This is a genomic window from Streptodolium elevatio, assembly GCF_040649515.1.
Classification (GTDB): Bacteria; Actinomycetota; Actinomycetes; order Streptomycetales; family Streptomycetaceae; genus Yinghuangia; species Yinghuangia elevatio.
In genome coordinates this window covers 17489-43960 of sequence record NZ_JBEZFP010000014.1, presented here as the reverse complement: position 1 = coordinate 43960, position 26472 = coordinate 17489, and the positions used below count along the sequence as shown (strand labels likewise).

The window sequence follows — 26472 nt, the reverse complement described above, 5'->3', positions numbered from 1 at the left end:
GCGGCAAGCGGCGAGCCGTAAAAGTCCTCGAACTACCCCAAAAGTTCCGCCGAGAGAGCTGGGCGAAAAGTTCCACGAAAAGTTTCCGCGGAACCCGAGAGATGCGGCGATCCCGTGCCACGTCCCCGGTGAACCGGCCGCTCTCCGCGGCCTCCGTACGGCATGCGGCCCGGCCGACAGTCGGACCGGTCCGGACGCCGCCGTCCCCGCAAAGGAATTCGGCTCATGCAAGAACACGTGGACAAGCTGACCCTCGCCCTTCAAGCCGCCTGGATCATCGGCCCCATCGTGATCGTTCTGACCGCGCTGCGGGTGGCGCGCCTGCGCAGCGCGGGCGTGCGTACGACCGGCATCGCCGTTGCGACCCGGCGGGAAGCGCGCACGCGGACCGTGACCGACTCGAACGGGCGCAACCGCTGGGAGACCTACTACGTCGATGTGACCGACGTCAGCTACGCGGACCGGGCGGGCAACCGCTACCACTGCACCGTCGACGGCCGGTACGACTACGGCGAGGGCGTGCCTCTTGTCTTCACGCCGCGCCGTCCGGACCGTGCGCAGCACGCGTCGGCCGCGTCGTACGGCCGGGTGCTGGTTGCGATCGTCGGGTTTGCGGTCGTGGTGGCCGCGCTGTTGTACGCGCGCCAGGAAGTCTCCAGCGACATCGACCAGTTCTGCTCGGGTCTGAACGCGGACGCCCGCGCCTTCCACGACTGCTGACCCGGCAGAGTGTCGAAACTCGCGGCCGTCAAGGCGACGGGTGAGAGTCGGCCCAGGGTGTGCTTCCTCGGTCAGCCGGCCGCAGTGCCGGGCGTCCGGGCGACAGCGGCGGCGCGTGCGGCCGATGCGAGGGCTGGTGAAGTAGCGGTCTCGGCGTGTCGTTTGGCCCCGACTTCCCGGGTAGTACTGCTGCGTGGTCCGCAACGGGGGCTGTGGCTCGCGGACCGCGTCGTCACGACCCGCCCGCGGCAAGAGCTCCGTACCGTCCGATCGGCCGACTTCGAGGGGAAGTACTCATGGCATGTCCGTACTGCGGCGGCGAGGGAACCCATGCCGTCGGGTGTCCGGGGGCAGGTCAGCAGAACCCGGCGGGGTCCCCGCAGGGGTACCCGCCCGGTCAGCAGCCCTACGGGGGCCGGCAGCAGGGCGGCGAGCCGTATTCGGGGCAGCAGTACCAGGGCCAACAGCCCTACCCGGGGCAGCAGTACGGCCAGCCCTACCCGGCCGCACCTCCGCCGCCCGGAGACTGGGGCATGCAGGGTCCGGGCCAGGGCCAGATCCGCCGGGTCAGCTCGATGGTCACCGCGCTCAACGTCCTCATCGGCGTCACGATCGCCGGCGCCGTGTTGTCGGTGTTCGCGTACGTCCAGCGCGCCATGCTGGTCGGCGACGTCCTGGACGGCGAACTCAAGTCCAAGGAGGACGCTGACGACGCCGACGCGTTCGTGAGCGCGACCGGCATCAGCATGCTGGTCTTCCTGGCGGCCGGCATCGTGTTCATGATCTGGCTGCACCGCGCGCGCAAGAACATCGAACTGTTCGGGCCGCCGCCGCACGGCAAGCTCGGTGCCGGGTGGGCGATCGGCGGATGGTTCGTCCCGCTCGCGAACCTCGTGCTGCCCAAGCTCGTCGTCGACGACGTCTGGCGCGGCTCCGAGCCGACCGGTTCACCGGCCGAGCAGCGGTCGGGCAAGACCCTGATCCTCGCGTGGTGGCTCGTCTTCGTGGTCTCCGAGGTGCTGTTCTTCGCCGGTACGTTCACCCGCGGCGACGACGGCAACGAGGACGGCATGCCCAAGCTGACCAAGGCCGAGGACCTCGACGCGTGGCAGACGGCCGACTGGCTTCTGGCCGCCGGGTACGGCCTGCTCGTCGTGGCCGGCGTGCTCGCGATCATGGTCGTCCGGCGCATCAGCGCCGCCCAGGCCGCCCGCGGCGCCTGATCCACAACCGCTCCCGCAGCACCGCGTAGGCCGCCCCGGCGAACCCCTGGGCGGCCTACGCCGGATCGGTCCCTACCGGGTTCGACCCTCCCGGCCTCGGTCCTGTTCCACGGCTCCCGGAAAACTTGGGCCCGTGCGGAATCCTTTTCGCTCCCTGCCGCCTCTTGTTCGTGTACCGGCCGAACGGGCCGGGGGAAGTGGGAGGGAACATCCATGGTTGTCGGCCTGATTGTGATCGGGGCTCTACTGGTGGGTGCATGCAGTTGGCACCTGACGCGGCGCTACAAGAGCCGCAGCTGACCAGGTCCTGTGCGGGACCCGCGCGGGAGGCGTTCCGATATGAGTAGGCACATGAACCCACGCCCTTCCTGGCCGGACGAGCGGCTGATCAAAGCCGCCCAGGACGGTGACATCACGTCGCTGACCGCGGTCGTCATGGAATCGCAGCCCCATGTGCGCAGGTTTGCGATGTCGCTGTGCGCCTCGCCGCAGGACGCGGAGGACGCGGCGCAGGAGGCGCTGATCATCCTCTACCGGAAGATCGGCACCTTGCGGGCCAGCGGCGCGCTCGCGTCGTGGATGTTCCGAATCGTGCGCAACGAGTGCCTCCGGCATGTACGCACGCTCGTCTCGCGCAGCGACCAGGCGCCGGCCGAGACGGACACGTACGCGGAACCGTCCGCCGAAGACGCGGTGCTGCGCTCGTTGGAAGCGGAGCTGATCGCGGCCGCGGTGAGCGCTCTTCCGCGCGACCAGCGGCAGGTGCTGATCATGCGCGACGTGCAGGGCCTGCCGGGCAGGACGGTCGCCCGTTCGCTCGGTCTGAGCAACGCGGCGATGAAGTCGCGGCTGCACAGAGCACGCGTGGCCCTGCGCCAGGCCCTGGCGGCGGGCGACCCGGCAGATAGAGCTGATGGAGCAGTTGGAGCGGGTGGAGCCGGTGCGGTGGACGAGGTGCCGGCCGCGGTCGTCGGGCGACGGATCGGAAAGGAGCCGGGACCGTGGAAATCGTGAACGCCGGGGATGACACCGCGCACGCGGACGGCACCGCGCACGCCGTACGGTCCGCGCCGGGAGCGGTGGCCCTGGCGGCCGCCGTACGCCCCGCGGCACCGGCGACGAACTTCGCCAGCCGCTCCGTTCCGCGCCATCTGGCCCGCGGCGTCATCGGGGTCGGGCTGATCGTCGGCGCGATCGCCCTGGTTCCCGTCGTGGGCCCGGTCGCCCTGCTCGCGGCGCCGTCGGCACTGGTGGCGTTTCGCGGCTGCCCCACGTGCTGGCTGATCGGGTTGGCGCAGACCATCTCCCGCGGTCGCGTGGAACGTCGGTGCGACGACGGGGTGTGCACCCTCGGCAAGCCGCGGCAGGAGGCCGAGGACCCAGGGCCGCGGTCATCGCGTCCGGGGACACATGTTCGCCCAGGGAGGTGAGAATCGCGGCAGGACGTCCTGGGGGTCTTGGGCGATGCCCTCGGGGTGCTGTCCGTCCGCCATGCCGCCCGCCCGGCCGCCGAGTTGTCTCGTCGGCAGGAACAGTGCGGCTCCGCGGTCCTCGGGTGCGACACTCGCCACGGCCTGACGGTGTGCCCCGCAAGTAGATGTCCGGGCAGGCGGCCGGCGGCGACGGCCACCTGTCCGGCACGTCCCGCAGCCCTGACTGCGATGCCGTAGGGCCGGTGCGGACCGGTCGATGCCCGTGGCGCGGCCGGCCGCCTCGGACCGGCACTCCGCAGGGCGGAGTGCGGAGGGCGGAGTGCGGTATCAACGGCGGTATGGACACCGATGCACTCGAACAACTGCTGGACGAGATCTTCGACCACGCTGTCGTGCACCACGGATACACCGACTACATGCGCGACTACGAGGTCATCGTCTACATGACGGCAGATCCCCGTAGCGGCGTCGCGCCGGCCTACCTGCGGTACCTCTTCCGGTACTGCGTCGAGGCGCGGTGCGAGACTTCGGTGCAGCCGGAGACGTGGAAGGTCTCCTTGGACGACCGGCTCATCGTCCACGAAACCGGCGCCGACCTCGACGGGTACGTCTGGGGTGTGAAGTGGCACTGCCTGTATCCCGGAGCCCGGCTCCTCCCCGGGTCGGCGGCGACCCGGCGCTGGTCGAAGGCCCTCGGGATCGAGTTTCACGAGGTCCGCATCGAGACCAATGCGCACAACCTGAACCTGGTCTTCTCCGACCTTCAGGTGAATCAAGTGCCTGTGGGATACGCGCCGTTCGTCACCGACTGACACCGGTCCGCCGCTCTGCCGCGGGGACTGTACGCGGGCCGCGGCCCGGGCGCCCGCGCACGGCGTGGCCGGGAGGCGCGTACCAGAGGCCGGGAGAGCGGCCGCTGCCCGGCAAGCCGGGAAAGGCCCACGTGACCGAGTCGGGGCACGCGCCAGACCGTTGCGGGCGGCGCATTTGCATTTCGGCAGGCGGGGCATCCGGCGGGTGCGGGCGGATCCGCGAAGCCGGGGCTGTTCGTAGGCGGCCCGCCGCCGGCGGCCCGTCGCCTCCGTGCCGGATGCTTCGACCCTGATCCCGACGGGCGGACGAGGCTTGCCTCGCGAATCGTTGTATGTATATAACAGTTATAGATCTACAACGATTGGGGCGCGCGTGTCCAAGGGAGTACCCGACGAGCTCGACGGCCGCCGCAAGGCGGTCATCCTCGCGACGTGCTGCATGAGCCTGTTCATCGTCGGCCTCGACAACACGATCCTGAACGTCGCGCTCCCGTCCATCGGCCGCGATCTGGGCGCCTCGGTCTCCGGCCTGCAATGGGCCACGGACGCGTACACACTCGTCCTCGCCGGGCTGCTGATGCCGGCCGGTTCCACCGCGGACCGGATCGGCCGGCGGCGGGTGTTCCGCACGGGTCTGATCGTCTTCGCGATCGGCTCCCTCGCCTGCGGCCTGGCTCCTGGGCTCGGGTGGCTCGTGGCGTTCCGCGTCGTCCAGGCGATCGGCGGTTCGATGCTCAACCCGGTCGCGATGTCGATCATCACCAACACGTTCACCGACCCGCGCGAGCGCGCCCGTGCGATCGGCCTGTGGGGAGCGGTGGTCGGCATCAGCATGGCTCTGGGGCCGGTGCTCGGCGGTGCCCTCGTCGAGGGCCTGGGCTGGCGCTCGGTGTTCTGGATCAACCTGCCGGTGGCCGCGGCGGCGTTGTACCTGACGTCGCGGTACGTCCCGGAGTCCAAGGCGCCGCACGCGCGCCGCTCCGACCCGCTCGGCCAGGTGCTGGTCGTCGTGTTCCTGGTCGCGCTCACCTCCGGGATCATCGAGGGCCCGGGCCACGGGTGGGCGAGCCCGTGGATCGTCGGGCTGTTCGCGCTGTCCGCCGCGAGCCTGGCCGCCCTGGTGATCCATTCGGGACGCCGTACCGAACCGCTCCTGGACCCGCGCTTCTTCCGCAGCGTCCCGTTCAGCGGCGCGACCGTGACGGCGGTGTGCGCCTTCGCGGCGATGTCCGGCTTCCTCTTCCTCAACACGCTCTACCTGCAAGAGGTACGCGGCTACTCGCCGTTCGAGGCAGGGCTGCACACGCTGCCCATGGCGGTCGCGACGATGGTGTGCTCGCCGCTGTCGGGGCGGCTGGTCGCGGCGGTGGGACCGCGGCCGCCACTTCTGGTGGCAGGCGTCGGGATGGCGGTCAGCGGACTGCTGCTGACCGGCCTCGGCGACGACACGCCGACCGCGCTGCTGATCACCTCGTACGCCGTGTTCGGACTCGGCTTCGGCATGGTGAACGCGCCGATCACCAACACCGCGGTGTCCGGCATGCCGCGTGCGCAGGCCGGGGTGGCCTCCGCGGTCGCCTCGACCAGCCGTCAGGTCGGCCAGGCGCTCGGCGTGGCGGTGATCGGTTCGACGCTCGCGGCATCGAGTGCGGCGGGCGGCGGTGTCGGGAACGGCCTGGCGGCGGCCACCCACACGGGCTGGTGGATCGTGACCGGCTGCGGGGTGGCCGTGCTCCTGCTCGGTATCATCACGACCGGCCCGCGAGCCCGCGCGAGCGCGGCCCGGACCGCGGCCGCGTTCCCGTCCGAAACGGGTGCGGAGTCCGCGGCGGGTGGTCGCCGCCCCGGTGAACTGCCGTCCGCGGACCGCGCGTCCGCCCGTTGAACCGACCGTCCGATGGTCACCAGAGCCGAGAGCACGGGAACCCCGATGAACGCCTCCACCGTCGACCCCGCAGAATCCCGGCGCGCGCGGGCCCTGCCGCCGGAAGCCGCGGCACCCGGCGGCGCCGACGACGCGGCCGCCGAGGCGGCCGAGGCCGCGGCGCGTGCGTGGCAGGGCATGCGCGAGCTGGTGCTCAACCGCTTCGACAAGCGCAAGGCGGTGTCCGAGGCGCTGGGCATGAGCTTCGTCCGCGGCAAGGCGCTGCGGCGACTTGCCAAGGGGCCGCTGACGATGCGTGAACTCGCGGAGAAGCTGGCCACCGACAAGCCGTACACCACCCTTGTGGTGGACGACTTGGAGCGCCGCGGGCTGATCGAGCGCAGTGTGCACCCGACCGACCGGCGCCAGCGTGTGGTGACGGCGACCGAGGCGGGAGTTGCGGCCGCGCAGATGGCCGATGCCATCCTCGACACGCCGCCTCCGATCCTGGCCGCGCTGCCGCCGGAAGACCTGGCCGCATTGGACCGCATCGTGGCCCGGCTGATCGCCGGTGCGGGAGAGCCGCCGGACGAGTTGTAGGAGCGCGCCGCCCCGGCCTGCGCGCCGACGCTGGGCGCACACCGAAGGGGGTCGCCCCGGTGCCCCGGTGCCCCGGAGCCCCGGTGCCCCGGAGCCCCGGTGCCCCGGAGACCGCCGTACGTCGCGCCGCCCGTCGGAGAACACGTCAAGGCGCCGGGGCCGCCGCGAGGTCGGCCGACAGCAGTGCCGCCGTCAGCGGGTGAGTCGGGCGGTCGAGGAGTTCGGCGGCCGGCCCCTCGTCGACGATGCGCCCGGAATCCATGACCGCGATGCGGTCGGCGAGCCGGGCGGCGACCGCGCGTTCATGGGTGATGACCAGCAAAGCGAGGCCCCGGACGCGGAGTTGGGTGTCGAGCAGGTCGAGTACGGCGTCCCGGGCCAAGGGGTCCAGGCCCGCGGTGATCTCGTCGCAGACCAGGACGTCGGGATCGGCCGCGAGTGCGCGGGCGAGCGCAGCCCGGCGCAGTTCGCCGCCGGAGAGTGCCCGCGGGCGGCGTCGTGCGATGGCCTCGTCGACACCCATGGCCGCGAGGATCCGCACTGCGCGGTCCTCGGCGGCACGCGGATCGGCGTCGCGCAGGCGTACGGCTGGCCGGGCCACCTGGTCGAGCACGCTGCGGCGGGGGTCCAGCGAGGCCCGGGCGTCCTGGAACACGTATTGCACGCGGGCGAGTTCGCCGCGGCTCCGGTCCGCGGCCGAGGCGGTCAGCGGTTGTCCGTCCAGGCATACCGATCCGCGCTGGTCCCGGTGCAGACCCACCAGGCAGCGCGCCAGCGTGGTCTTGCCGCTGCCCGACCGCCCGACCACGGCCAGCGAGGTGCCGCGGGTCAGTCGCAGTGAGACGTCGCTGAGCGCGTCCGCGCGTCGGCGACCGCCGTACCAGGCGGACAACTCGGAGACCACGAGCCCGTCGACGGACCGGCTCGAGGAGTCCGGAAGGCCGCCGTACGGCCCTTCCGTTGCCTGGGCGGCGACGGCATCGGCTGCTGCCCGCGGGGTGGCGGCATCGGCTGCTCGGACTGTCACGGCCTCGGCCGGGCGCGCGGCGCGTCCGCAGTCCGCCGCGACGAGTGCCCGGGTCAGGGGCGCGGACGGGCGGCCGAGGACCGCCTCGGCGGTCCCATACTCGACCTGCCGACCCCGGTCCAGCACGAGTACGTCGTCGGCGACGCGGCGGACCACGTCGAGATCGTGGCTCAGCAGCAACACCGCCATCCCGTCGTCGGCCAACACCCGGATACGGTCGGCGACTTCGCGGCGCAGGACGGCGTCCAGCCCGGTGGTGGGCTCGTCCGCGACGACCACGCGCGCACGGGCCAGCAGGGCGTGGGCGATCACGATCCGCTGCTGCTGCCCCCCGGAGAGCTGGTGCGGGAACCGCCGGTGCAGGGACCCGTCGTCGGGCAGACCCACCTGACGCAATGCCGAGGCGACCGCCGCACGCACGAGCACGCGCCTTTCCCGGCGGCCAAGTTCGGCGGCCGGGAGATGGCGGCGGGCGATCTCGCGCAGTACCGGTCCGATGCGCAGTGCGGGCGCCAGCGCGCCCGCCGGGTGCTGCGGAACGTAGGCGACCGGGCCCGGCGGGACAGGCTCCCGGGCGGACACCGCCTTCCCGTCCACGGTCACCGTTCCACCCACCACGCTTCGCGCCGGGAACTCGCCGAGGATCGCCGCCGCCCCGGTGGTCTTGCCGCTGCCCGACGGCCCGACCAGCGCCAGGACGCGACCGCGGTGCAGGTCGAAGGAGAGGCCGTCCACCAGGAGTCGGTCCGCGACGCCGACACGCAGATCGACGACGGATACGACGGGGACCAATTTTGACGTCACGTGGTCTCCCGGCGACGGTGGAGGGCCTGGTCGAACAGCAGATTGAGCCCGACGGACATTGCGGTGACCAGCAGCGCCGGGACCAGGACGGCCCACGGTTGCAGGAACAGTCCCGGCCGGTTGCGGTCCACCATCACGGCCCAGTCGGCCGCGTCCGGTGCCACACCGACGCCGAGGAAGGCCGCGGACGCGACCAGGTACAGGGCGCCCACGATGCGCATGCCGAAGTCGGTCGCCAGCGTCGGGAGCACCGTGCCACCGAGGTAGCGGAAGTTGCGACGCCACCACGACTCGCCGGTCAGCAACATGGCCTCCATGGCAGGGCCGGACGCCGCCGCCAACGCCGCCGCCCGGCTGATCCGGGCCACCTCCGGCAGCATGATCAGAGAGACCACCCCGCCGAGCACCAAGGGGCCGGGCCGGCTCAGGCCCGCGATCAGCAGCAGGGTCAGCAGCGACGGCACGGACAGCAGGATGTCGAGCGGCCGCATGAGGACCTCGTCCACCCACCGCCGCCGCGCGGCAGCCGCACACATCCCCCAGGGAACCCCCACGATGTACGCGGCGACCGCCGCGCCGCCGCCCACCAGCACCACGGTGCGCCCGCCCAGGAGGACTTGGTCCACCACATCGCGCCCGACGAAGTCGGTGCCCAGCAACGCATCCGAACTCGGCGGAGCGTAGGCGCCCGAGCGCGGGTCGGCCGGGTCGGCGAGCCACGGTCCCAAGAGGGCACAGATGAGGGGGAGTCCGAGGAGGACCACAGCGCACAGGACGAAGGCACGGCGGCGTCGAGGATGCTCGGGTGCGCCGGTCACGTCGCGACCCCGGCTCGCGGCGCGAGACGGAAGGCCGCGAGGTCGGCCAACAGGTTGACGGCGACCGTCGTGGCCGCGAAAACCACTGCCAGGCCCTGCACCACCGCGACGTCACGGGCCGCGACGGCATCGACCAACGCCGTGCCCAGGCCCGGGACCACGAACACCGCCTCGACCACGACCACGCCACCCAGCAGCCAGTCCGCGGTCCGGGCCAGGTGCTGCGCGGCCGGGGCCAGCGCCCCGGGCAGCGCGTGCCGCCACAGCACGCGGCGCGACGACAGGCCCAGACGCCGGGCGTGCCTGACGTGCTCCGACGAGTAGGCGTCCAGCAGCCCGACGCGTACCAACCGGGCCAGCGAGCACACCGGGCGGATCGCCAGCACGACGAACGGCAGGACGAGGACCGCCGGTTCGGCTGTGAGGTCGGCGCCCGCGCCGACCGCGGTGGCGGGCAGCCAACCCAGGTGCAGTGCGAACACCGCCACCAGTACCACGGCCAACGCGAACTCCGGTACGGAGTAGAGCGCCACACCGACCACGGTGAGCCCTCGGTCCAGCAGCCCGCGTTCGCGTGCCGCGGCGGCTGCGCCCAACAGCACCGCGACCGGTACGACCAGTGCCAGCGTGCCGAAGGCGAGCAGCGCTGTCGGTGCGAGCCCGCGTGCCAGCTCCTGCGCAACCGGCCGGCCGGACGCCAGCGAGGTGCCGAGGTCGCCGTGCGCGATGCCCGCGAGCCACCCGGTGAACCTGTCGAAGGCCGATACGTTCAAACCGAGTTCATCGCGCAGTGCGGCGATGCGTGCGGGGTCGGGGTTGTCGCCGGCGCGTACCACCGCGGCATCGCCCGGCAGTGCCTCGGTGAGGGCGTACACCGCGCTTGCCGCGGTCAGGACCTGCAGCAGTCCGAGCACCAGGCGGCGCAGCGCGTACCGCGCGGGGCTCACGCCAGCCACACCTTGTCGAAGCGCGCCCAGTCCAACGTGTTCGCGGGTGCGTTGGCGACGCCTGCGAGATTCTTGGCGGTGCCCACGAGCCAGTCGGCGAACCCCCAGACCAGATAACCGCCTTCGGTGTGCAGCAGGCGCTGCATGTCCAGGTACGTCCGGCGCCTGACCGCCTCGTCGGCGGTGCTCACCGCCGTGTCGTAAAGCGCGTCGAAGTCCCGCCTCGCCCACTTGGTGACGTTCGTGGTCGATCCGGTGAGCAGCCGCTGCGCGATGTGCGTCTCGATGGGCATGGCACCGGAACGGAAGCAGGACAGAACGCCGGCGTCCTTGGTGTCCTTCCAGTACGTGTCCTTGTTGCCGACCGCCGGCTCCAGGCGGAGCCCGGCCTCACGCGCCTGCGCGGCGAAGACACTAGCGGCCTCGAGGAACCCGGTGGCCGCCTCCGACGTGTCGAGCCGGATGGTCGAGCCCGCCGCGCCGGATCGTTCCACGAGCCACTTGGCCCGGTCGAGGTCGCGGACCCGCTGCGGTATCTCGTCGGCGTAGTAGCGGTATCCGCGGCCGAAGAGGTCGTTGCCCACTTGTCCGGTGCCCGCGAGCACGGTCTCGACCAGGGACGGCCGGTCGGCCAGCAGGAACATCGCCTCGCGCAGGTCGCGGTTGTCGAAGGGCGGGCGGTCGACCTTCATCGCGAAGGCCTGCATGGCGCTGTTGGCCAGGCGGAGGACCGAGATGCGGTCGCTGTCGCGGTGTATGCGCGCCGAAGTGGGGCTGAGTTCGTGGGCATAGTGCACCTGGCCGCCGACCAGGGCGTTGACACGTGCCGATTCCTCGTTCGCGACGACGAACTCGAGTTCGTCGAGGTACGCCGCGCCGTCCCAGTGGTCGGCATGGCGGCGCAGCAGCAGCGAGCGTCCCGGCTCGACGGACGAGTACACGAACGGACCGGATCCGACAGGCCGTTCGAACGTATCCGCGCCCTCGGGGACGATGTACGCGCCGAAGGCGGCCAGCACGTTCGGGAACTCCGCGAACGGTCGCTTCAACGTGAACTCCACGGTGCGATCGTCCACTGCCCGCGATGCGGCCAGATCGATGACGCCCAGGTTGGGCTTGGCGCGAAAGCTCCGCCTGGGGTCTAGGATGCGGCCGTAGCTGTACAGCACGTCGGCCGCGCGCACGGTACGCCCGTCGTGGTAGACGGCCGGGCGCACCGTCACGCGCCACTTGGTCAGCGAGGCGTCCGATTCCCAGCGCTCCGCGAGACGCGGGACGACCGACAGGTCGGGGCCGTGGTCCGCGAGCTTGTCGAACATCGCCTTGGCGCGGGCCGCTTCGACGAACAGGTTCGCCAGGTGCGGATCCAAGGTCTCCTGCGCCCCGCCTCCCGCGAACACCGCGCGCAGGCGACCACCGGGCCGGGGACGGGAGTTCGCACCCGCGGGGGAAGCCGACCGGTCCGCGGCGCAGCCGGCGAGCGCGGCTCCGGCGGCCGCGACCGCCAGCGAGCCACCCAGGAAGCGCCTGCGGGAGAGGGCGGGACGGAACGCTTCGAGCGGGCGGTGGCCGATCGAGGCAAGCGGGGAACGGTCGGGGAAGCGTGCATGGGAACGCATGGAGCACCTTTCGCGGGAACAGGTCGGGAGAGTCGAGCCGTCCCTCCGGCAGCCGGTCATGCCGGGGCCGGGGGAAGGGTTCAGTGCCGGGAGGGACGCCCCTGGTCACCGGGTTGCGAGGGCTTGGCGTCGTCGTCCGGTCCGTCGTCCGGTCCGCCGTCCGCGGCGTCGTGCCTGACCGCGGTGTCGTCGTCCGCCCTGGGGTCTTCGCGTGCCAGAGCGCCTCTGCGGTCGAGCCGCAGCACGGCCGCCGCCGATCCGAAGCCGAGGGCCGCGCACACGGCCCACGGCGTCCAGCCGCCGGTGCCGCCGCCCAGGTCGGCGGCCTGCCCGACCGCGGCACTGCCGAGCGCGGCGATGACGCCCGACACGGTGTAGAAGACGCCGAAGTAGGTGCCCGACAGGTCGCTTCTGGCGTACGCCGGGATCAGCTCCATCACGAACGGCTGGGCGACCATCACCCCCAAGGCCAGGAGCAACGCCGCGGCGCAGACCGGCAGCATGCGCGCGACGATCAGGCCGCCCCCGCCACCGGACGGCCCCGAGGTCAGCGGCAGCGCGGCGAGGGGGACCAGGAACGCGGCGCCCATCAAGGAGACTCCGCATGCGATGGCCCGACCGCGCCGGACGTGGGACGCGCGCCGGGTCACCCTTACCTGCCAGGCAAGCGTGGCTCCGGTCGAGACGAGGAACAGGACCGCGGTTGCACCGCCGTGCCCGGTGGCGCGTTCGGCTTCCATGGGCAGTACGAGGTAGAGCTGATTCTGCAGCGCATAGAGCCCGGACAAGGCGAACGTGAAGGCGAGGAACCGCCGGTCGCCCAGGCACAGTCGCCAGTCGGCGGTCACCGTGCGTCCGCTGCGGGACACCGGCCGCGCCGGCAGCACGCACGCCTGGGCGACGGTCAGCACCGCGAACACCGCCGCGGCCACCACCGCGCCTGCGCGGAAGTGCCAGGCGAGCATGGCGGCCCCGAGCAGCGGCCCGGCCAGCGCACCGGCGTTCGCGAACACGTTGAACAAGGCGAACGCCTCCGCCCGGCGGTCCGGTTCGACGGAGTCCGCGAGGTACGCGCGCACCGCGGGATTGAACAGCGCCCCCGCGAGCCCGGACAGAACCGACGCGGTCAGCAGGATCGCCAGGGAGTCGTCCACCGCGAACAGCCCGAACCCGACCGTGCGCAGGCCGCACCCGGCGATGATGACACCGCGCGCGCCGAGCCGGTCCGAGGCGCTGCCGCCGAGGAGGAACATGCCTTGTTGGCTGAGGTTGCGTACGCCTAGGACCACGCCGATCAGGGCGGCCGACATGCCCACATCGTCGGCGAGGTAGCCGGCGAGGAACGGGACCAGCAGGTAGAACCCGGTGTTGACACCGAACTGGTTGACGAGCAGGAGCCGAACCGGCAGAGGGAAGGAACGGTAGAGCCGTCGGGTCGTCACGGCGCCTCCGCGCGGCGCCGCACACCGAGGCCCGGTGCGCCGGAGAGCCGCAGGACGCCGTCCTCGCCGCCGATCCCGGTCCAGGGGTCGCGTGCGATCAGCAGGTGCCCGTCGAGGTCGATCCACCGGGCGCGGTCGGCCAGGTGCACGGCGGGGGCGAGGCCGAGCGAACTGGCGGCCAAGCAGCCGAACATCACGTCCAGGCCGTGCGCGGCGGCCAGTTCGGCGCAGCGGACCGCGGCCGCGATGCCTCCGCACTCGGCCAGCTTGAGGTTGACGCCGTGGACGACCCCGGCGAGGCGCGGGATGTCGGCGGCTGTACGCGCGTCCTCGTCCGCGACGACCGGGACCGGGCTGCGGGCCGCGACCCAGGCCAACCGGTCGAGTGTCCCCGGCGCGACGGGCTGTTCGACCGCCTCGACCGCGAACTCCGCCATTCGGTCGAGCAGTCGGACGGCCTGGTCGGGCGACCATGCGCCGTTCGGGTCGAGCAGGACGCGTGCTCCCGGTGCCGCCCGGTGGACCGCGGCGAGACGGGCGAGGTCGTCGGCCGGATCCGGCGACCCGGCCTTGACCTTGAGCACCGTGAAACCGCGCTCGGCAAGTCGGCGGGCCCGGGTGGCGGCCGCGGCGGGGGAGGTGATGCCGATGGTGTACGCGGTCGGGGTCGGCCGAAAGGCCGGTTCCCCGAGCAGCGCGTGGACGGGTTGTCCCGTGTCGCGCCCCCGCAGGTCGTGTGCCGCGGCGTCGACGGCTGCGAGTACGCCCGGCGCGTCCGCGAGCGGTGCGCCGGGGCCGTCGGCCAGTTCCGGCAGCCGGGCGAGCAGCGTCGCGAGGTCGGGCCGGGCGTCGGCCCAGCGCGCGACGCGGCGCAACAGGGCGTCGATGCGCGCCGGCCCGAGCCCCTGGCGCGCGCTGGTCACGACTTCCCCGTGTCCGGATCCGTCCGCGCCGTGGTCCCCGACCGCGTCGTCCGGATCGGAGTCCGGGCGGCGGGCCGCCGCCCGCTCGGCGGACCGTGGGGTGTGGTGCAGGGTCACGGTGAACGCGTCGCGTGTGGTGGTCACCGAGCGGGATATACGGAACGGCTCACGCATCGGCAGGGGCGCGCTGGTCCAGGTCAGTTTCATGCCGGAGCTCCGTGGTGCACCGCGGGTGCCGGGTCGAGCGGATCGGTGACGGCGCCGCAGCGCGCCCACGTGGCGCTTGCGGCGGCCCGCGGCGAGGCGATCTCGACGGGGTGCTGCGCGGTCGACCCGAAGAGTCCGTGGTGGCGGCAGTACGCGTCGTCGTAGATGGAGTGCGCGTACCGGTGCGGGCCGTCCGGGAACACCGCTGCCACGCGTGCGCCGGCCTCGGTCCTGGCCACCCACGCCGCGACGCGGGCCACCGCGCCGGTGCTCCAGCCGCCGGTCACGAATGCGTGGGCGGCGAGGCGGCGGCAGGTGTCGGCGGCCTCGGCGGGGCCGATCCAGTGCACTTCGTCGAACTGCCGGTACGCCACGTTCCGCGGGTGGATGCCGCTGCCCAGGCCACGCATGAGCCGGGTCCCCGGACGGCGGCCGAAGATGGCTGAGTTGACGGTGTCGACGCCGATCAACCGCAAGTCCGGCCAATGGCAGCGGAGTTCGTGGACCACGCCGGAACTGTGGCCGCCGGTACCGACGCTGCAGACCAGCACGTCGAGGCCGTCGAGGGCGGCGACCAGTTCCCGGGCGAGGCCCGCGTACCCGGCCGGATTGTCGGGGTTGCCGTACTGGTCGGGCCAGAATGCGCCGGGGATGTCGCGCAGGAGGTTGCCGAGCCGGTCGAGCCGGGCCTGCTGCCAGCCGCCCACAGCGTGCGGGCGCGTGACGACCTCAAGCCGTGCGCCGTACGCGGTGAGCATCGCCCGCATCTCAGGCTCCAGTTCGGCGTCCACCACCAGGACGACGGGGTGGCCGAGGGCCTGCCCGGCGAACGCCAGGCCGATGCCGAGGGTGCCGCTCGTGGACTCGACGACGGTGTCCCCTGGGCGCAGTTCGCCGCGGGCCCGGGCGGCGCGCAGCATCGAGACGGCGGCGCGGGCCTTCATGCCGCCTGCCTGGAGGCCCTCCAGCTTCGCCCAGAACCCGGCGTGCGGGAGCGGCAGCGGAGCCGTGATGCGGGTCAGCGGGGTGTTCCCGACCAGGGCGAGCAGAGCCGCGTTCACCAGGTCTCCTCACGGACGATGGGAGTCGTTTGCGGGGCCGGCCGTGCGCCGCGCGGGCGCACTGGAGTGCGGTACCGATGGATGGCGGTCGGTCCGCCGTCGAGCCAGAAGAACGGGTAGGGCTCGGCGGAGACCGCGGTGACGCCGTGCCCGAGGAAGAACGGCGCGACCGCGCTCGCGGTCTGGGCGAACAGCACAAACGGCTTGCCGGTCGCGCGGGCGTGCGCGGCGAGAGGTTCGAAGGTGCCGTTGCCGAGCGTCATTCCGGACGCCAGGAGCGCGTCGCAGGCGTCGAGGTGGCCGGTGGCGTCGCGCTCGTGTGCCTCGCCCCATTCGGTGGCTCCGGAGCGCAGGTCGCACGGGACGTACCGGAAGCCGCGTTCGCGCAGCTCGGCGAGCAGTGAGTTGACGACGCCGACCACGAGCACCCGGGCGGGGGGCGTGGCCGGGAGCAGGTCGACGACTGCGGACGCCCGCGTCCGCGACTTGTCGAGCGAGTCGCCGGACGGGATCCGGACCGTGTCGTCGGCGTGCCCGGCATGCGGCCGCAGGTGCATCAGGTAGGCGTCCAGCGTCGCCACGTGGATGGCGCGCGCCGGATGCGCGAGCAACGCCGCGACGTCCTGTCCCGCGCATCCGAGGACGGTGTCGTCCGGGACCTCGCCGGGCTCGAGGGCGCACGAACCCACGGCCGCCCCGACCCGCAGGCTCACCACGTCGTTGCGGTAGCCGCTCAGGCGGCCGTGATGGCGTACGCCCTGTCGCGTGACGAAGCAGGTGCCTACGCGCAATTGCCCGGGGTCGGGTCCGAGCAGGCCTGATACGGCGGCATGCAGCAAGGCGTCGACGGTCGGCGGGACTTCGGGCTCGGGCGAGGAGCCGGTGCGGACGACCGGACCGACGCCGAGACTTCGCCGGGTCATGCCGCGGCCGGTTCCGGATCGGGGATGATCTCGACGGAGACGCCTCGGAGGAGCTCTTCGGCTCGCGTGCGTGCCCCGGCGCCGTCGCGGTCGAGCACCATGACGTGGCCCAGGTAGTGGTTGTTGCTGCGGCCGTCGCCGACCCGCGTCCCGGCGGGCTTGACCTGCCACTCCACGACGTCGGGAGCGTCGCACGGATCGGGGGCGGCGGGCGATGCGGCCAGGGTTCCGGGGAGTTCGGGCAGCAGGAAGGAAACGGCGGCACTGCGTACCCCGGTGTCCGCGGGCGCCAGCTCGGGCTTCTCGCCCAGCGCCAGCCGGGCGGCGGCCATCGGCAGGTCGACGCCGGTGACGCGGCGCACCAGCTCGGTGATGCGGTTCCCGGCCGGCCGGGGGTTGATCTCGACGAGCCGGGGGCCGGCCGCGGTGAGCCTGAACTCGGTGTGCGCGACGCCGTGTTCGTAACCGACGGCGGCCAGGGCCGCAATCGCGGCGTCCGCGGTCGCCGAGCGATCCGCGGCGCCGAGATCCGCGGGGAACATGTGGCCCGACTCCACGAACCACGGTGCCGCCGCGAGCGACTTGTCGGTGATGCCGACCACATGGGTGTGGCCCTGCCAGGTGACGGTCTCCACGCTGACCTCGGGGCCGTCCAGCACCTCCTCGAGCAGTAGCAGCGGAACCCGCTCCTGGTGGCGGGCGTTGACCGGGAAGTCGGCCAGGGACCGCCAGGAGTGCAGCAGTTGACTCTCGTCGGCAACCTCGCGTACGAACATCCCGGCGCACAGGTCGACCGGCTTGACCACGAGCGGGTACCCCAGCCCACGAGCCGCGGCGGCCGTCTCGCGCCAGCCCTCGGTGACGGCGTACCGGGGCCCGGGCAGCCCGGCGTCGTCCATTGCCGCTCGCGTACGGTCCTTCCGGCACGCGCGCTCCACCGCCTGGACCGAGGCCCCCGGCAGGCCCAGCCGCGCCGCGACGGCAGCAGTGGCAGGCAGGTAGTAGTCGCACGAGGACAGGACCCCGTCGAACTCCATTGCCCCGTGCAGCCGTTCGACGGTCTCAAGCAGTTGCGCCAGGTCGTTGGTTTCGGTGGTCACCACGTTGCCGCCGGACAGCAGCGGGTGCACGCCTCCGGCGCCCGGCTCGCCCTGGAGGTAGTGCCCCAGGTCGCGGGTCGCGAATGTGAAGGTGTGCCCGGCTTCACGGATTGCCCTGGGCAGCAGCGTGCTCATGGCCCCCACCCAGCTCTCCACCACGAGGAGATGTCCCATCCCGCCCCTCCTAAAAGAGAATGAAAACCATTATCGTTTTCAGAGAGATTTCTAGCCCATCCCGCGGGGCCGCGTCCAGTCGGATCGGTGAAACGCGGGGCCGCCGACGTTTCAGCGCCGCGGTGGGTGGCGCATCGGGATGATCGGGCGGCACGAGTGAGGGCGCGGGGGAGCGGCTGCGCCGGAGCGGTGGTGTCGTGGCAGGTCGGCCGCCGGCGGGCCGGTCGTGGCCGCGCTCGGGATCGTTGCGGGTGCCTGGGTCGATGGCTGAGGCGCGACGTCGGAGGGTATGGGCGTGCCAAGTTGCATCGACCCCGCCCGGTGCGCCCGCTGGGATGGTCCGGCCCGGCTCAGCCGATGTGGGTCAGGACCCCGTCGGACATGCCCAGAAGGCGCGTGGTCAGTGCGGCGGCCGCGTCCCGGTCGTGGGTGACCAGGACGACGGCGGTTCCGGAGTCGGCGGCTCTGCGCAACAGCCGGAGGATTGCGGCGGCGGCCGAGGCGTCGAGGGCGGACGTCGGCTCGTCGGCGAGCAGCAGTCCCGGTCGGGCCGCGAACGCCCTTGCCAATGCCACCCGTTGGCACTGGCCGCCGGACAGGCGAGCGGGGCGCAGGGACGGGTCGAGATCGCCGAGTCCCACCGACCGCAGCGCTTCCAGCACCGCTGCGCGCCGCGCCTGCCGCGTCAGACGCCGGGCCAACGGCTCCGCGACGCTGCGCGCGATACTCCAGTTCGGATCGAGGCTGCCGGCCGCGTCCTGGAAGACCGCGGCGACGCTTCCCGGCGCGGGCCGCCCGGCGCGCGTGCCGGGGTTCCAGAAGACGCTTCCCCGGTCGGGCCGCTCCAGGCCGGCGAGGATGCGCAGCAGGGTGCTCTTGCCGCAGCCTGACCGGCCCACAATGCCGATGATCTCCCCTGGCAGCGCGGTGAGTTCCGTGCCGCGCAGGACATCGTGCGCCCGTGGGCCGCGCCCGTGCGTGCGCCACAAGTCCCGTGCGACGACGACGGGCTCGGTGCTCGGGTCCGTCATCGCGCCGCCACGCAGGCCACCCCGTCGATCGGTGCCGGGACGTCGTCCGAGCACTCCGCCCGGACGCGGCGGCAGCGCGGGGCGAACGGGCAACCCGCGTCGGCGCCTCGCCGCGGAGACGGGGGTTCGCCGGGAAGCGGCTCGGGCAGCGGATGTCCGGGGCGGGGGAGAGCGGCCAACAGGGCTTGCGTGTACGGGTGTCTCGGCCTGGACAACGCCTCGCCGGAGTCACCGGTCTCGACGATCCGTCCGGCGTACATCACCGCTACGCGGTCGGTGTGGCGCGCCGCGAGACGCAGGTCATGGGTGATGAGCAGGACTGCGGCGCCGGTGGCGCGCAGGTGCGCCAGGGTGGCGTCGGCGAGGCCCGCGTCGAGTGCGGACGTCGGTTCGTCCGCGACCACCAGGGTCGGCGCCAAGGCCGTCGCGGCGGCGATGGCAGCCCGTTGGAGCATGCCGCCGGACCAGGTGTGCGGCCGGCGGCGGGCGGCGGCGTCCGCGTCGGGGACACCGAGGGCGGCGAGGCGCTCCGGGATCGCACCAGCGGGCGGCGTACGCCCCTTCGCGCGCCATGCCTCGGCGATCGACGCGCCCACCTTCAGGCGCGGATCGAAGGCCGCGAACGGGTCCTGCCCGACGTACCCGATCACATCCCCGCGGACGGCCCGCCACGCGCGGGGGTCCGCGCCGACGAGTTCCCGTCCGCCCACGCGGATGTTTCCGGTGACCGCCGCTCCGCGTGGCAGGAGTCCGAGCACGGCGCGGGCCACGGTCGACTTGCCGCTGCCGCTTTCGCCGACCAGCCCCAGGACTTCGCCGGCGCCGACGGCCAAGTCGACGCCGCGCACGGCGGCGGCGCCGTTCCGGTACGTCACACGCAGTCCGCCCACGTCGAGTTCGGCGGTTCCGGCCCTCGGGCCGCTCACGGGTGCACCTCCTCGACCGCGGAGTGATGGGTGGCGTCCCGGACCGCGTCGCCGACCAGGGTGGCCGCCGCGGTGACCACCAGGACCACGGTGGTCGGGGCGGCGAGCAGCCAGGGCGCGACGGTGACGAACGCCCGGGCGTCGCCCAGCATCGCGCCGAGCTCCGCGGTGGGCGGCTGCGCCCCCAGGCCGAGGAACGACAGGCCCGCCAACGACACGATGGTGCCGCCCAGTTGGAGGGTCGCCACGACGAGGAGCCGGGGGACGACGGCCGGCAGCACGTGACCGACGGCAATCCGCGCGGGTCCGGCCCCGCCGAGGCGCGCCGCCGCGATGTACGGGCGGTCGCGTACGGCGAGGGTGAAGGCGCGGACGATGCGGGCGTTGGCCGCCCAGGACGAGATGACCAGGGCGAGAAGGAGATTGCCGAATCCGGGGCCCAGCACGCCGACCACCGCGAGCGCGAGCACCAGGGACGGGATCGCCAGGACGATGTCGACGACGCGCATGAGGACGGCGTCGGCGAACCCCCGTGCGAGGCCTGCCACCACGCCGACGACCAGGCTCACCGTGCACGAACCGGCCAGCACGGTGAAGGCGGCCAGCAGCGACCTGCGGGCCCCGGCCGTCAGCCGGGCGAACTGGTCGCGGCCGAACTGGTCGGTGCCGAACCAGTGTTCGCCGTCCGGCGCATGCAACTTCGCGCCCAGGTCGACGGTGTCCGGCTGATGGGTCGCCACGACCGGGCCGAGGACGGCGAACAGCAGGGCGAGGCCCGCGAGACCGAGTCCGGTGCGGCCGAGGGCACTTGCCATGAGGGGGCCGTGCCGGAGCGCGGCGGCGGCGCGCCGGAGCGAGGCCGCCGTATGGCGGAGTGCCGGGGTCGCGCGACCGGGTGCCGGCGGCGTCGTGTCCGGGGCGGCGGCTTTGGGCACGTCACACCCCCTTGGCGCAGTCGCCGCGCAGGCGCGGGTCGACGAGCGCGGCCAGCAGGTCGGCGAGCAGGCTGGCCGCGACGTACGCGAGGGTGGCCAGCACCGCGAACGCCTGGATCACCGGCAGATCGCGGGCCTTCACCGACGACACGACGTAGGAGCCGGCGCCCGGCCAGGTGAACACCGTCTCGAGGATCGCCGCGCCGCCCCACAGCGCTCCGGCGCTCACCGCGACGGCGTGGATCAGCGGCGGCAGCGCGTTCGGGAGGGCGTGCCGCAGGAGCAGTCTCCGGCTTCCCGTGCCGCGGGCGATCACCGAGGCGGCCCATCCGCTGTCCATCGCGTCCACCAGGGCACCGCGCAGCAGACGCGACCACACGTCGAACATGCCGAACGCCAGGCACAGCGCGGGCATCCACACCGCGGCCCACGTACCGTCCAGCACCACCGAGCCGAAGCCGCCCTGGACCACCACGAGTTGAATGAGGATCAGGCCCACGACGAAGCCCGGCAGGGCGGCCCCGAGCAGCGCGAGCGCGCGGGCGAGGGTGTCCGGCCAACGGCGCCGGAAGGCCGCGGCGACGAGCGCGAGCGGCACCGCGATCGCCAACGCGAACAGCAGGGCGGCACTGCCCAGCCGCAGTGTCGCGGGCAGCCGTTCGCCGAGTTCGGTCAGCACCGGGCGGCCGCTTTGGTACGACGTACCCAGATCGCCGTGCAGGGCGCGGACCACCCAGTGCCCGAACTGCTCGGCCGGGGCACGGTCGAGACCCAACTCGGCGCGTGTGGCGGCGAGCTGATCCGGCGTCGGTTCCGGGACCCCCTGTGCGGTCAGCGTCATCCGGGCCGGGTCGCCGGGAGCAAGGGGCAGCAGGGCCCAGATCAGCAGCGCCGCGCCCGCGACGGTGACCGGAACGGACAGAAGCCGCCGCGCGATCGGGTGACCCGCCGCGCGTGCGCTGCGCAGGGCCCGCGGGACGGCTCCCGGCGCGGCGGGTCCGCCGCCGGGAGCCGCCGTTGCGGCACGCGATGTCACGGCGCCGTGTCGAAGCGCAGATGCCTCCGTACGTTGGAGACCTGGTACCCCGTCCAGTCGCCGCCGGCCACCACGGCGAACTGCTTGTACGTGGCGGCGATCACGTACGCCTCCCGGTCGCTGAGAATTGCCTGGCCCTCGCGCAGCAGCTGTTCGCGGGCCGCCTGGTCGGTCGTGGTCAACAGGCGGTCGCCGAGCGCGTCGACCCGCGGGTCCGAGAGCTTCTGGGCGTTCGCCGACCCGCCGGTCGTCCAGCGCGCGCGGAACGGTTGGATCGGGTCCGCCGTGCCGGACAGCGAGCCGTTGAGCCCGATGGACGCCTCCCACGCGCCCAGGTCCGCCTTCGTGCGCGCGGAGTCCTCGGCGTTCACGATCTGGAGGTCGAAACCGGCCTTCGCCACTTCGGACTTGATCACCACCGCAAGGGCGTTCGTCTCCGGCCCCTGGGCCTGCGTGACGAAGCGGACCGTCAGGCGCTTGCCGTCCTTGCCGCGGACGCCGTCCTTGCCCTTGGCCCAACCCGCCTCGTCCAGCAGCCGGTTCGCCTCGGCGAAGTCGGTGTGCTGGGTGGCCGCCGCGTAGGGGTAGCCCTCCGGATACAGACCCGTCGCGGTGGCGAACGAGCCCTTGGCGACGTCCTCGCCCAACTCCCGGTAGTCGATCGCCCGGGCGAACGCGCGGCGCACCCGGGCGTCGTCGAACGGCGCGGCGGTGAGGTTCATGTCGATCAGCAGCGCCTGGAGCGCCTTCGGCGAGGTCCTGAGCACCGAGTCCGTGCGACCGGCCAGCGTGAGCGCCGCGTCCGGTGAGGGGTAGAAGGCGAGTTGCGCCTCGCCGGACTGCACGCCGGCGATCCGGGCCTGCTCGTCGGGCACCACCTTGACGGTGACCGACGGAAGCTTGGGCCGGCCGGCCCAGTACTTGTCGTACCGGGCGAGTTTCAGCAGATCGGGTGTCCACGCGGTGACGGCGTACGGTCCGGTGAAGGCACCGGCGTTCACGATCTTCGCGGAGTAGCCGCCCGCCGCCTCGACGGCTTCGGTGTCGTAGATCTGCAGCGACGTGTCGCGCGCCGCCAGCGCGGCCGGGACCGCGGCGTTGGGTGCGGGAGTGGTCAGGACCAGGTCGAGCGGGCCCGTGGTGCGTACCGTCGAGCCCTCGGCCAGGTACGTGCGCACGGCCTTGGACCTGGCGATCTGCCGGGTGAGGGCGCGGTTGACCGCCTCCGCGTCCACCGGCCTGCCGTTCTGGAACGTCATGCCCGGCCGCAGCGTGATGCGCCACTCGGTCGGGCTGCCCTGGGTCACCGACTGCGCCAGCCACGGGCGGACGACGCCGTCCTCGCCGGCCTCCATCAGGTTCTCCGCCACGCCCCAGTCGAACAGCCAGTTCGTCCCGGTGCCGACGGGATCGAGGCCCGCGATCGAATAGGAGTTGTAGATCGTCAGCGGCTTCTCGGCCGCGGCGCCCGCCGGCTTGGCCGCGGAGTCGCCACCGCTCCCGCACCCGGTGGCGAGCACGGCCAACGCGGCGACGGAAGCTACGGCGAGCCCGGCCTGCCCGGTCGCGCGGCCGTTCGTACGGTCGCCTGTGCGGTCCGTCGGGCGGCGCGTCGTCCGGCGGGACAGCAGCCGGGACAACGGGTTGCGGAAGCGGCCGCCGAACGCGGACGCGGGTCTGTCGGGGGATGCCATGGCGCTCTCCTTCGCGAGTTCCGGGCACCGGAACCGGAAGGCGAGTGAGCGCACGGCCGAGCGGCCTCCGCACGACCCGCCCTCGGGGTCCGGCTGGAACCGCACGCATGCCGCGTACGGGCGTCGGCAGGTCTTCGGACTCGCGGGCACCCGGGCACATCGCGCCTCGTCCTTCGAACGAGGCATCAGCCCGGACCTACTGGCCGTCGCTTCCCGGACCGTGGGCGGTCCAGTGCTCATGACGGCGGTCGTTCCCACTCACCGCTGCGGGGCAGTCCCGGATTTCCACCGGGTTCCCTCTTGCGACGCCCTGCCGCACGAGACGGAGGGCGAACCGATGCGGGCACCACGGTAGCGGCACCGATCTTGCCCGCCGCACCCGGGCGGTCCGGGCGTCCGCGACGAATCGCCGGACACGGCGGGTACGCTCACGCGCCAACAGCCCGCCGCCCCGCCCTCGGTCCGGCGACAACCCTGCCGGACCCTTACGACAAGTCGTGCCGGCAAGTCCGTCCGACGCGTCCGCCGACGCCCCCGCCCACAAGCCCGTCCACAGCCTGCCCGCCGTGCCGCCCGACGCACCACGACCCCGGGACCGTCCATGCACCACCGCCCCCGCAGCCTGCCCCGACTCGGCTGGATCACCCACGTCTCCGCCGACGGCCCACCCCGGAGCCTCTATCGGGAGACCATCGAACTCGCCGTCGCTGCCGAAGAGTTGGGTTTCCACAGCTTCTGGGTCGCGCAACATCACTTCGGGGCCCACGGCGGCACCCTCCCGTCGCCCCTGGTCCTGCTCGCCGCCATCGCCGAGCACACGACCCGGATCCGTCTCGGGACCGCGGTCGTCGTCGGCCCGGCCGAGAACGCGCTGCGGCTCGCGGAAGACGCGGCCGTCGTGGACGCGTTGAGCGGCGGACGCCTCGAACTGGGCCTCGGGGCAGGCGCCGACGCCACCGCCTCCCGCGCGTTCGGCCTGGACCACGAGCGCCGCCACGATGTCCTCGACGGCCTGCTGCCCGTACTCCTCGACGCGCTCGACGGACGCGAACTCCCCGGCGGGGTCCGCCTCACACCGCCCGCACCCGAACTGTCCGAACGGGTGTGGCTCGGCACCGGCTCCGCGGCGGGCATGGACCGTGCCGCCCGTCTCGGCCTCGGCGTCATGTACGGGCGGCGCGGCCCGGGCCCCGACGGCCCGCACGCCCAGGACACCGAATACGCGCGCCTCGCCGACGGCTACCGCGGCCGTATGGAGGCCGCGGGACGCACGGCGCGCATAGCGGTGTCGCGCCCGGTGTTCCCATCGGAGCCCGCCGAACTCGCGCGCGCCGTCCTGGCGCCACGGCTGCGCGACTGGATCGACGACGGGGTCCGCACCGGGCGCTACCCGGACGGCTTCGACCCGGACGCCTACCTGGCCGCCGGAGCCTTCGCGTACGGCGCGCCGGACCAGGTGGCCGCCGCACTCGCCCGCGACCCCGGGCTCCCCGGTGCGACGGACCTGCTGTGCCACACCCAGCCGGTTCGGCTCGGGCTGCGCCTCGTCCTCCCGGCAATGGAGCTGATTGCCCGTCAGGTCGGGCGTCCGCGCACCCCGGCGTGACGGCGTCGCGTTTCGCGCGGCCTGGGGGCGCATGGGTTCGGCGCTGCGTGGGTCGGCGTTGCGAGGGTTCGGCGTTGCGCGGGTTCGGCGTTGCGCGGGTTGTCCGGGATCCGCGCTTTTCGGAGCACCGGGGTGCCGCAAGATTGCCCGCTAAGTACGCTTCCCGGACCTGATGTGAGGGAGGGCTCGGATGTCGATGAGCAAGGGTGCCAACGTGCCGGTGCCCGCCGCCGCGGTACGGGTCGAGCTCGGCCGGCAGCACGGCCCGGGGAGCCCCGACGTGGACGCCTCGGCGCTGCTGCTGACCGCGGCCGGCCGCGTCCGGTCGGACGACGACTTCGTCTTCTACAACCAGCCCTCGCACCCCCGCGGCGCGGTCCGCTACGAAGGCACGCGCCAGGACGGCGCGCAGGCGGTCGACACCCTCGCGGTGGACCTGGCCTCGGTGGAGCAGGACATCACAGCCGTGGTGCTGGCGGCCTCGGCCGACGGCGGGACGTTCGGTCAGGTACGCGGCCTCTGCATCCGGGTGCTGGACGCAGCGAACGGCTCCGAGCTGGCCCGGTTCGACAGCTCCGACGCCACGTCCGAGTCGGCCTTCGTGCTCGGGGAGCTCTACCGCGGCAAGGGGACGTGGAAGTTCCGCGCCGTGGGCCAGGGCTACGCGTCCGGCCTGGCCGGGCTGGCCACCGACTTCGGCATCAGCGTCGCGGAGGAACCGGAGCCCGCACCCGTGCCGGTGACCCCGCCGCCGCCCCCGCAAGCCGCCCCGCCGAGCCTTTTGCCGCCCGTACCGCCCGTACCGCCCGCATCGCCCGCACCGCCACCTCCGCCCGCGCCGGTCTCGCTGTCGAAGATCACGCTGACGAAGACCGCGCCGACCGTCTCGCTCACGAAGCAGGGTGCGACGTCCGGCGCGCTGCGGGTCAACCTTTCCTGGAGCGCCCGCCCACACTCGCGCGGTCTGCTGCGGAGGGGCCCGCGGGCGGTGAACCCGAACGACATCGACCTCGACCTGTCCTGCCTGTGGGAACTGCAGAACGGCGACAAGGGCATCATCCACCCCATCGACGAGCAGTTCGGCTCGTTCGACGAGCCGCCCTACGTCCGGCTGGACCGCGACGACCGGACCGGCGGGAGCCGGGGCGGCGGCGAGAACCTCACCGTCAACCTCGACCGCACCGCCGAGATCAAGCGCCTCCTGATATTCGTGGCCGTCTACCAGGGGGCCGAGAGCTTCGCCGGACTCGACGGGGTCGCCACGCTCTATCCGCCGGCCGGCCCGCCCGTCGAGGTGCGGCTCGACGAATGCACGGTGCCCGCGCCGGTGGCGGCGATCGCCCTGATCGAGAACATCGCCGGTGAACTGGTCGTACGGCGTGAGGCGAAGTACATCGTCCTTTCCGGCGGCATGTTCAAACAGCAGGCCGTCGACGTGGCGTACGGCTGGGGCCTCAAGTGGCACGCGGCGAGCAAGACCTGAGCCGGGCACCGGGCCGGGATCCGGGCACTCGGCACCAGCCACTCAGCGCCGACCATTCGGCACT

At 73.0% G+C, this 26472-nt stretch carries 23 protein-coding genes and 1 riboswitch; of the genes, 9 read left to right on the top strand and 14 right to left on the bottom strand.

From position 1 onward, the window contains the following. The first annotated feature begins 225 nt into the window (after positions 1 to 225). The 7 genes from AB0C36_RS08055 (at position 226) to AB0C36_RS08025 (ending at position 6652) form a co-directional block, all read left to right on the top strand. The gene (locus AB0C36_RS08055) at positions 226 to 720 is read left to right on the top strand and encodes a hypothetical protein (RefSeq protein WP_358350940.1); all 495 of its coding nucleotides are present in this window, start codon (positions 226 to 228) and stop codon (positions 718 to 720) included. A 296-nt stretch (positions 721 to 1016) separates the two neighbouring features. After that, positions 1017 to 1943, top strand: a complete 927-nt coding sequence (locus AB0C36_RS08050; RefSeq protein ID WP_358350937.1) for a DUF4328 domain-containing protein — start codon at positions 1017 to 1019, stop codon at positions 1941 to 1943. A 351-nt stretch (positions 1944 to 2294) separates the two neighbouring features. Then, the gene (locus AB0C36_RS08045) at positions 2295 to 2957 is read left to right on the top strand and encodes an RNA polymerase sigma factor (RefSeq protein ID WP_358350934.1); all 663 of its coding nucleotides are present in this window, start codon (positions 2295 to 2297) and stop codon (positions 2955 to 2957) included. Next, a complete protein-coding gene (locus AB0C36_RS08040) occupies positions 2945 to 3373 on the top strand; it encodes a hypothetical protein (RefSeq protein WP_435839007.1) in 429 nt (142 codons plus the stop codon). Before AB0C36_RS08045 ends, AB0C36_RS08040 begins: the two co-directional genes overlap by 13 nt. A gap of 341 nt (positions 3374 to 3714) precedes the next feature. Continuing rightward, on the top strand, positions 3715 to 4188 hold the full coding sequence (locus AB0C36_RS08035; protein ID WP_358350931.1) for a YxiG-like protein: 474 nt from the start codon (positions 3715 to 3717) through the stop codon (positions 4186 to 4188). Positions 4189 to 4561: 373 nt separating this feature from the next. Further along, on the top strand, positions 4562 to 6073 hold the full coding sequence (locus tag AB0C36_RS08030; protein WP_358350927.1) for an MFS transporter: 1512 nt from the start codon (positions 4562 to 4564) through the stop codon (positions 6071 to 6073). Between the two features lie 45 nt (positions 6074 to 6118). Then, on the top strand, positions 6119 to 6652 hold the full coding sequence (locus tag AB0C36_RS08025) for a MarR family winged helix-turn-helix transcriptional regulator (protein WP_358350924.1): 534 nt from the start codon (positions 6119 to 6121) through the stop codon (positions 6650 to 6652). Positions 6653 to 6797: 145 nt separating this feature from the next. Here the strand turns inward: AB0C36_RS08025 and AB0C36_RS08020 are convergent, their stop codons facing one another. The 14 genes from AB0C36_RS08020 to AB0C36_RS07955 form a co-directional block, all read right to left on the bottom strand. Continuing rightward, positions 6798 to 8483 carry an ABC transporter ATP-binding protein gene (locus tag AB0C36_RS08020; protein ID WP_358350921.1) on the bottom strand — a complete coding sequence of 562 codons (1686 nt, stop codon included), beginning with the start codon at positions 8481 to 8483 and terminating at the stop codon, positions 6798 to 6800. After that, the gene (locus AB0C36_RS08015; protein ID WP_358350919.1) at positions 8480 to 9301 is read right to left on the bottom strand and encodes an ABC transporter permease; all 822 of its coding nucleotides are present in this window, start codon (positions 9299 to 9301) and stop codon (positions 8480 to 8482) included. The genes AB0C36_RS08020 and AB0C36_RS08015 overlap by 4 nt, the downstream gene beginning before the upstream one ends. Further along, positions 9298 to 10248 (bottom strand): ABC transporter permease, encoded by a 951-nt coding sequence (locus tag AB0C36_RS08010; protein ID WP_358350916.1) that lies wholly within the window; start codon positions 10246 to 10248, stop codon positions 9298 to 9300. Before AB0C36_RS08010 ends, AB0C36_RS08015 begins: the two co-directional genes overlap by 4 nt. After that, positions 10245 to 11867 (bottom strand): ABC transporter substrate-binding protein, encoded by a 1623-nt coding sequence (locus AB0C36_RS08005; protein ID WP_358350913.1) that lies wholly within the window; start codon positions 11865 to 11867, stop codon positions 10245 to 10247. The genes AB0C36_RS08010 and AB0C36_RS08005 overlap by 4 nt, the downstream gene beginning before the upstream one ends. Before the next feature lie 80 nt (positions 11868 to 11947). Beyond that, a complete protein-coding gene (locus AB0C36_RS08000) occupies positions 11948 to 13309 on the bottom strand; it encodes an MFS transporter (protein ID WP_358350910.1) in 1362 nt (453 codons plus the stop codon). Continuing rightward, positions 13306 to 14439, bottom strand: a complete 1134-nt coding sequence (locus AB0C36_RS07995; RefSeq protein WP_358350907.1) for a dipeptide epimerase — start codon at positions 14437 to 14439, stop codon at positions 13306 to 13308. The genes AB0C36_RS08000 and AB0C36_RS07995 overlap by 4 nt, the downstream gene beginning before the upstream one ends. Further along, positions 14436 to 15500 carry a PLP-dependent cysteine synthase family protein gene (locus tag AB0C36_RS07990; RefSeq protein WP_358350904.1) on the bottom strand — a complete coding sequence of 355 codons (1065 nt, stop codon included), beginning with the start codon at positions 15498 to 15500 and terminating at the stop codon, positions 14436 to 14438. The genes AB0C36_RS07995 and AB0C36_RS07990 overlap by 4 nt, the downstream gene beginning before the upstream one ends. Next, the gene (locus AB0C36_RS07985; RefSeq protein ID WP_358350901.1) at positions 15497 to 16423 is read right to left on the bottom strand and encodes a Rossmann-like domain-containing protein; all 927 of its coding nucleotides are present in this window, start codon (positions 16421 to 16423) and stop codon (positions 15497 to 15499) included. Before AB0C36_RS07985 ends, AB0C36_RS07990 begins: the two co-directional genes overlap by 4 nt. After that, on the bottom strand, positions 16420 to 17697 hold the full coding sequence (locus AB0C36_RS07980) for an ATP-grasp domain-containing protein (RefSeq protein ID WP_358350899.1): 1278 nt from the start codon (positions 17695 to 17697) through the stop codon (positions 16420 to 16422). Before AB0C36_RS07980 ends, AB0C36_RS07985 begins: the two co-directional genes overlap by 4 nt. A gap of 350 nt (positions 17698 to 18047) precedes the next feature. Beyond that, positions 18048 to 18728, bottom strand: a complete 681-nt coding sequence (locus AB0C36_RS07975; RefSeq protein ID WP_358350897.1) for an ABC transporter ATP-binding protein — start codon at positions 18726 to 18728, stop codon at positions 18048 to 18050. Next, a complete protein-coding gene (locus AB0C36_RS07970) occupies positions 18725 to 19654 on the bottom strand; it encodes an ABC transporter ATP-binding protein (RefSeq protein WP_358350894.1) in 930 nt (309 codons plus the stop codon). Before AB0C36_RS07970 ends, AB0C36_RS07975 begins: the two co-directional genes overlap by 4 nt. After that, positions 19651 to 20589 carry an ABC transporter permease gene (locus tag AB0C36_RS07965; RefSeq protein ID WP_358350891.1) on the bottom strand — a complete coding sequence of 313 codons (939 nt, stop codon included), beginning with the start codon at positions 20587 to 20589 and terminating at the stop codon, positions 19651 to 19653. Before AB0C36_RS07965 ends, AB0C36_RS07970 begins: the two co-directional genes overlap by 4 nt. 1 nt (position 20590) lies before the next feature. Continuing rightward, entirely contained in the window at positions 20591 to 21625 is a 1035-nt protein-coding gene (locus AB0C36_RS07960) for an ABC transporter permease (protein WP_358350889.1), read from the bottom strand. Continuing rightward, positions 21622 to 23319 carry an ABC transporter substrate-binding protein gene (locus AB0C36_RS07955; protein WP_358350886.1) on the bottom strand — a complete coding sequence of 566 codons (1698 nt, stop codon included), beginning with the start codon at positions 23317 to 23319 and terminating at the stop codon, positions 21622 to 21624. Before AB0C36_RS07955 ends, AB0C36_RS07960 begins: the two co-directional genes overlap by 4 nt. 108 nt (positions 23320 to 23427) lie before the next feature. After that, a riboswitch (cobalamin riboswitch) is annotated at positions 23428 to 23673 on the bottom strand. 247 nt (positions 23674 to 23920) lie between these two features. Between AB0C36_RS07955 and AB0C36_RS07950 the strand changes: the two genes are divergently transcribed. Both AB0C36_RS07950 and AB0C36_RS07945 read left to right on the top strand, forming a co-directional pair. Continuing rightward, the gene (locus AB0C36_RS07950; RefSeq protein WP_358350883.1) at positions 23921 to 24925 is read left to right on the top strand and encodes an LLM class flavin-dependent oxidoreductase; all 1005 of its coding nucleotides are present in this window, start codon (positions 23921 to 23923) and stop codon (positions 24923 to 24925) included. A gap of 190 nt (positions 24926 to 25115) precedes the next feature. After that, entirely contained in the window at positions 25116 to 26408 is a 1293-nt protein-coding gene (locus AB0C36_RS07945) for a TerD family protein (RefSeq protein WP_358350881.1), read from the top strand. Positions 26409 to 26472: the final 64 nt, after the last annotated feature.

Coding starts and splice junctions, on each gene's coding strand:
- AB0C36_RS08055 (WP_358350940.1), top strand. CDS start 226: ATGCAAGAACACGTGGACAAGCTGACCCTCGCCCTTCAAGCCGCCTGG.
- AB0C36_RS08050 (WP_358350937.1), top strand. CDS start 1,017: ATGGCATGTCCGTACTGCGGCGGCGAGGGAACCCATGCCGTCGGGTGT.
- AB0C36_RS08045 (WP_358350934.1), top strand. CDS start 2,295: ATGAACCCACGCCCTTCCTGGCCGGACGAGCGGCTGATCAAAGCCGCC.
- AB0C36_RS08035 (WP_358350931.1), top strand. CDS start 3,715: ATGGACACCGATGCACTCGAACAACTGCTGGACGAGATCTTCGACCAC.
- AB0C36_RS08025 (WP_358350924.1), top strand. CDS start 6,119: ATGAACGCCTCCACCGTCGACCCCGCAGAATCCCGGCGCGCGCGGGCC.
- AB0C36_RS08005 (WP_358350913.1), bottom strand. CDS start 11,867: ATGCGTTCCCATGCACGCTTCCCCGACCGTTCCCCGCTTGCCTCGATC.
- AB0C36_RS07995 (WP_358350907.1), bottom strand. CDS start 14,439: ATGAAACTGACCTGGACCAGCGCGCCCCTGCCGATGCGTGAGCCGTTC.
- AB0C36_RS07985 (WP_358350901.1), bottom strand. CDS start 16,423: ATGACCCGGCGAAGTCTCGGCGTCGGTCCGGTCGTCCGCACCGGCTCC.
- AB0C36_RS07980 (WP_358350899.1), bottom strand. CDS start 17,697: ATGGGACATCTCCTCGTGGTGGAGAGCTGGGTGGGGGCCATGAGCACG.
- AB0C36_RS07975 (WP_358350897.1), bottom strand. CDS start 18,728: ATGACGGACCCGAGCACCGAGCCCGTCGTCGTCGCACGGGACTTGTGG.
- AB0C36_RS07955 (WP_358350886.1), bottom strand. CDS start 23,319: ATGGCATCCCCCGACAGACCCGCGTCCGCGTTCGGCGGCCGCTTCCGC.
- AB0C36_RS07950 (WP_358350883.1), top strand. CDS start 23,921: ATGCACCACCGCCCCCGCAGCCTGCCCCGACTCGGCTGGATCACCCAC.
- AB0C36_RS07945 (WP_358350881.1), top strand. CDS start 25,116: ATGTCGATGAGCAAGGGTGCCAACGTGCCGGTGCCCGCCGCCGCGGTA.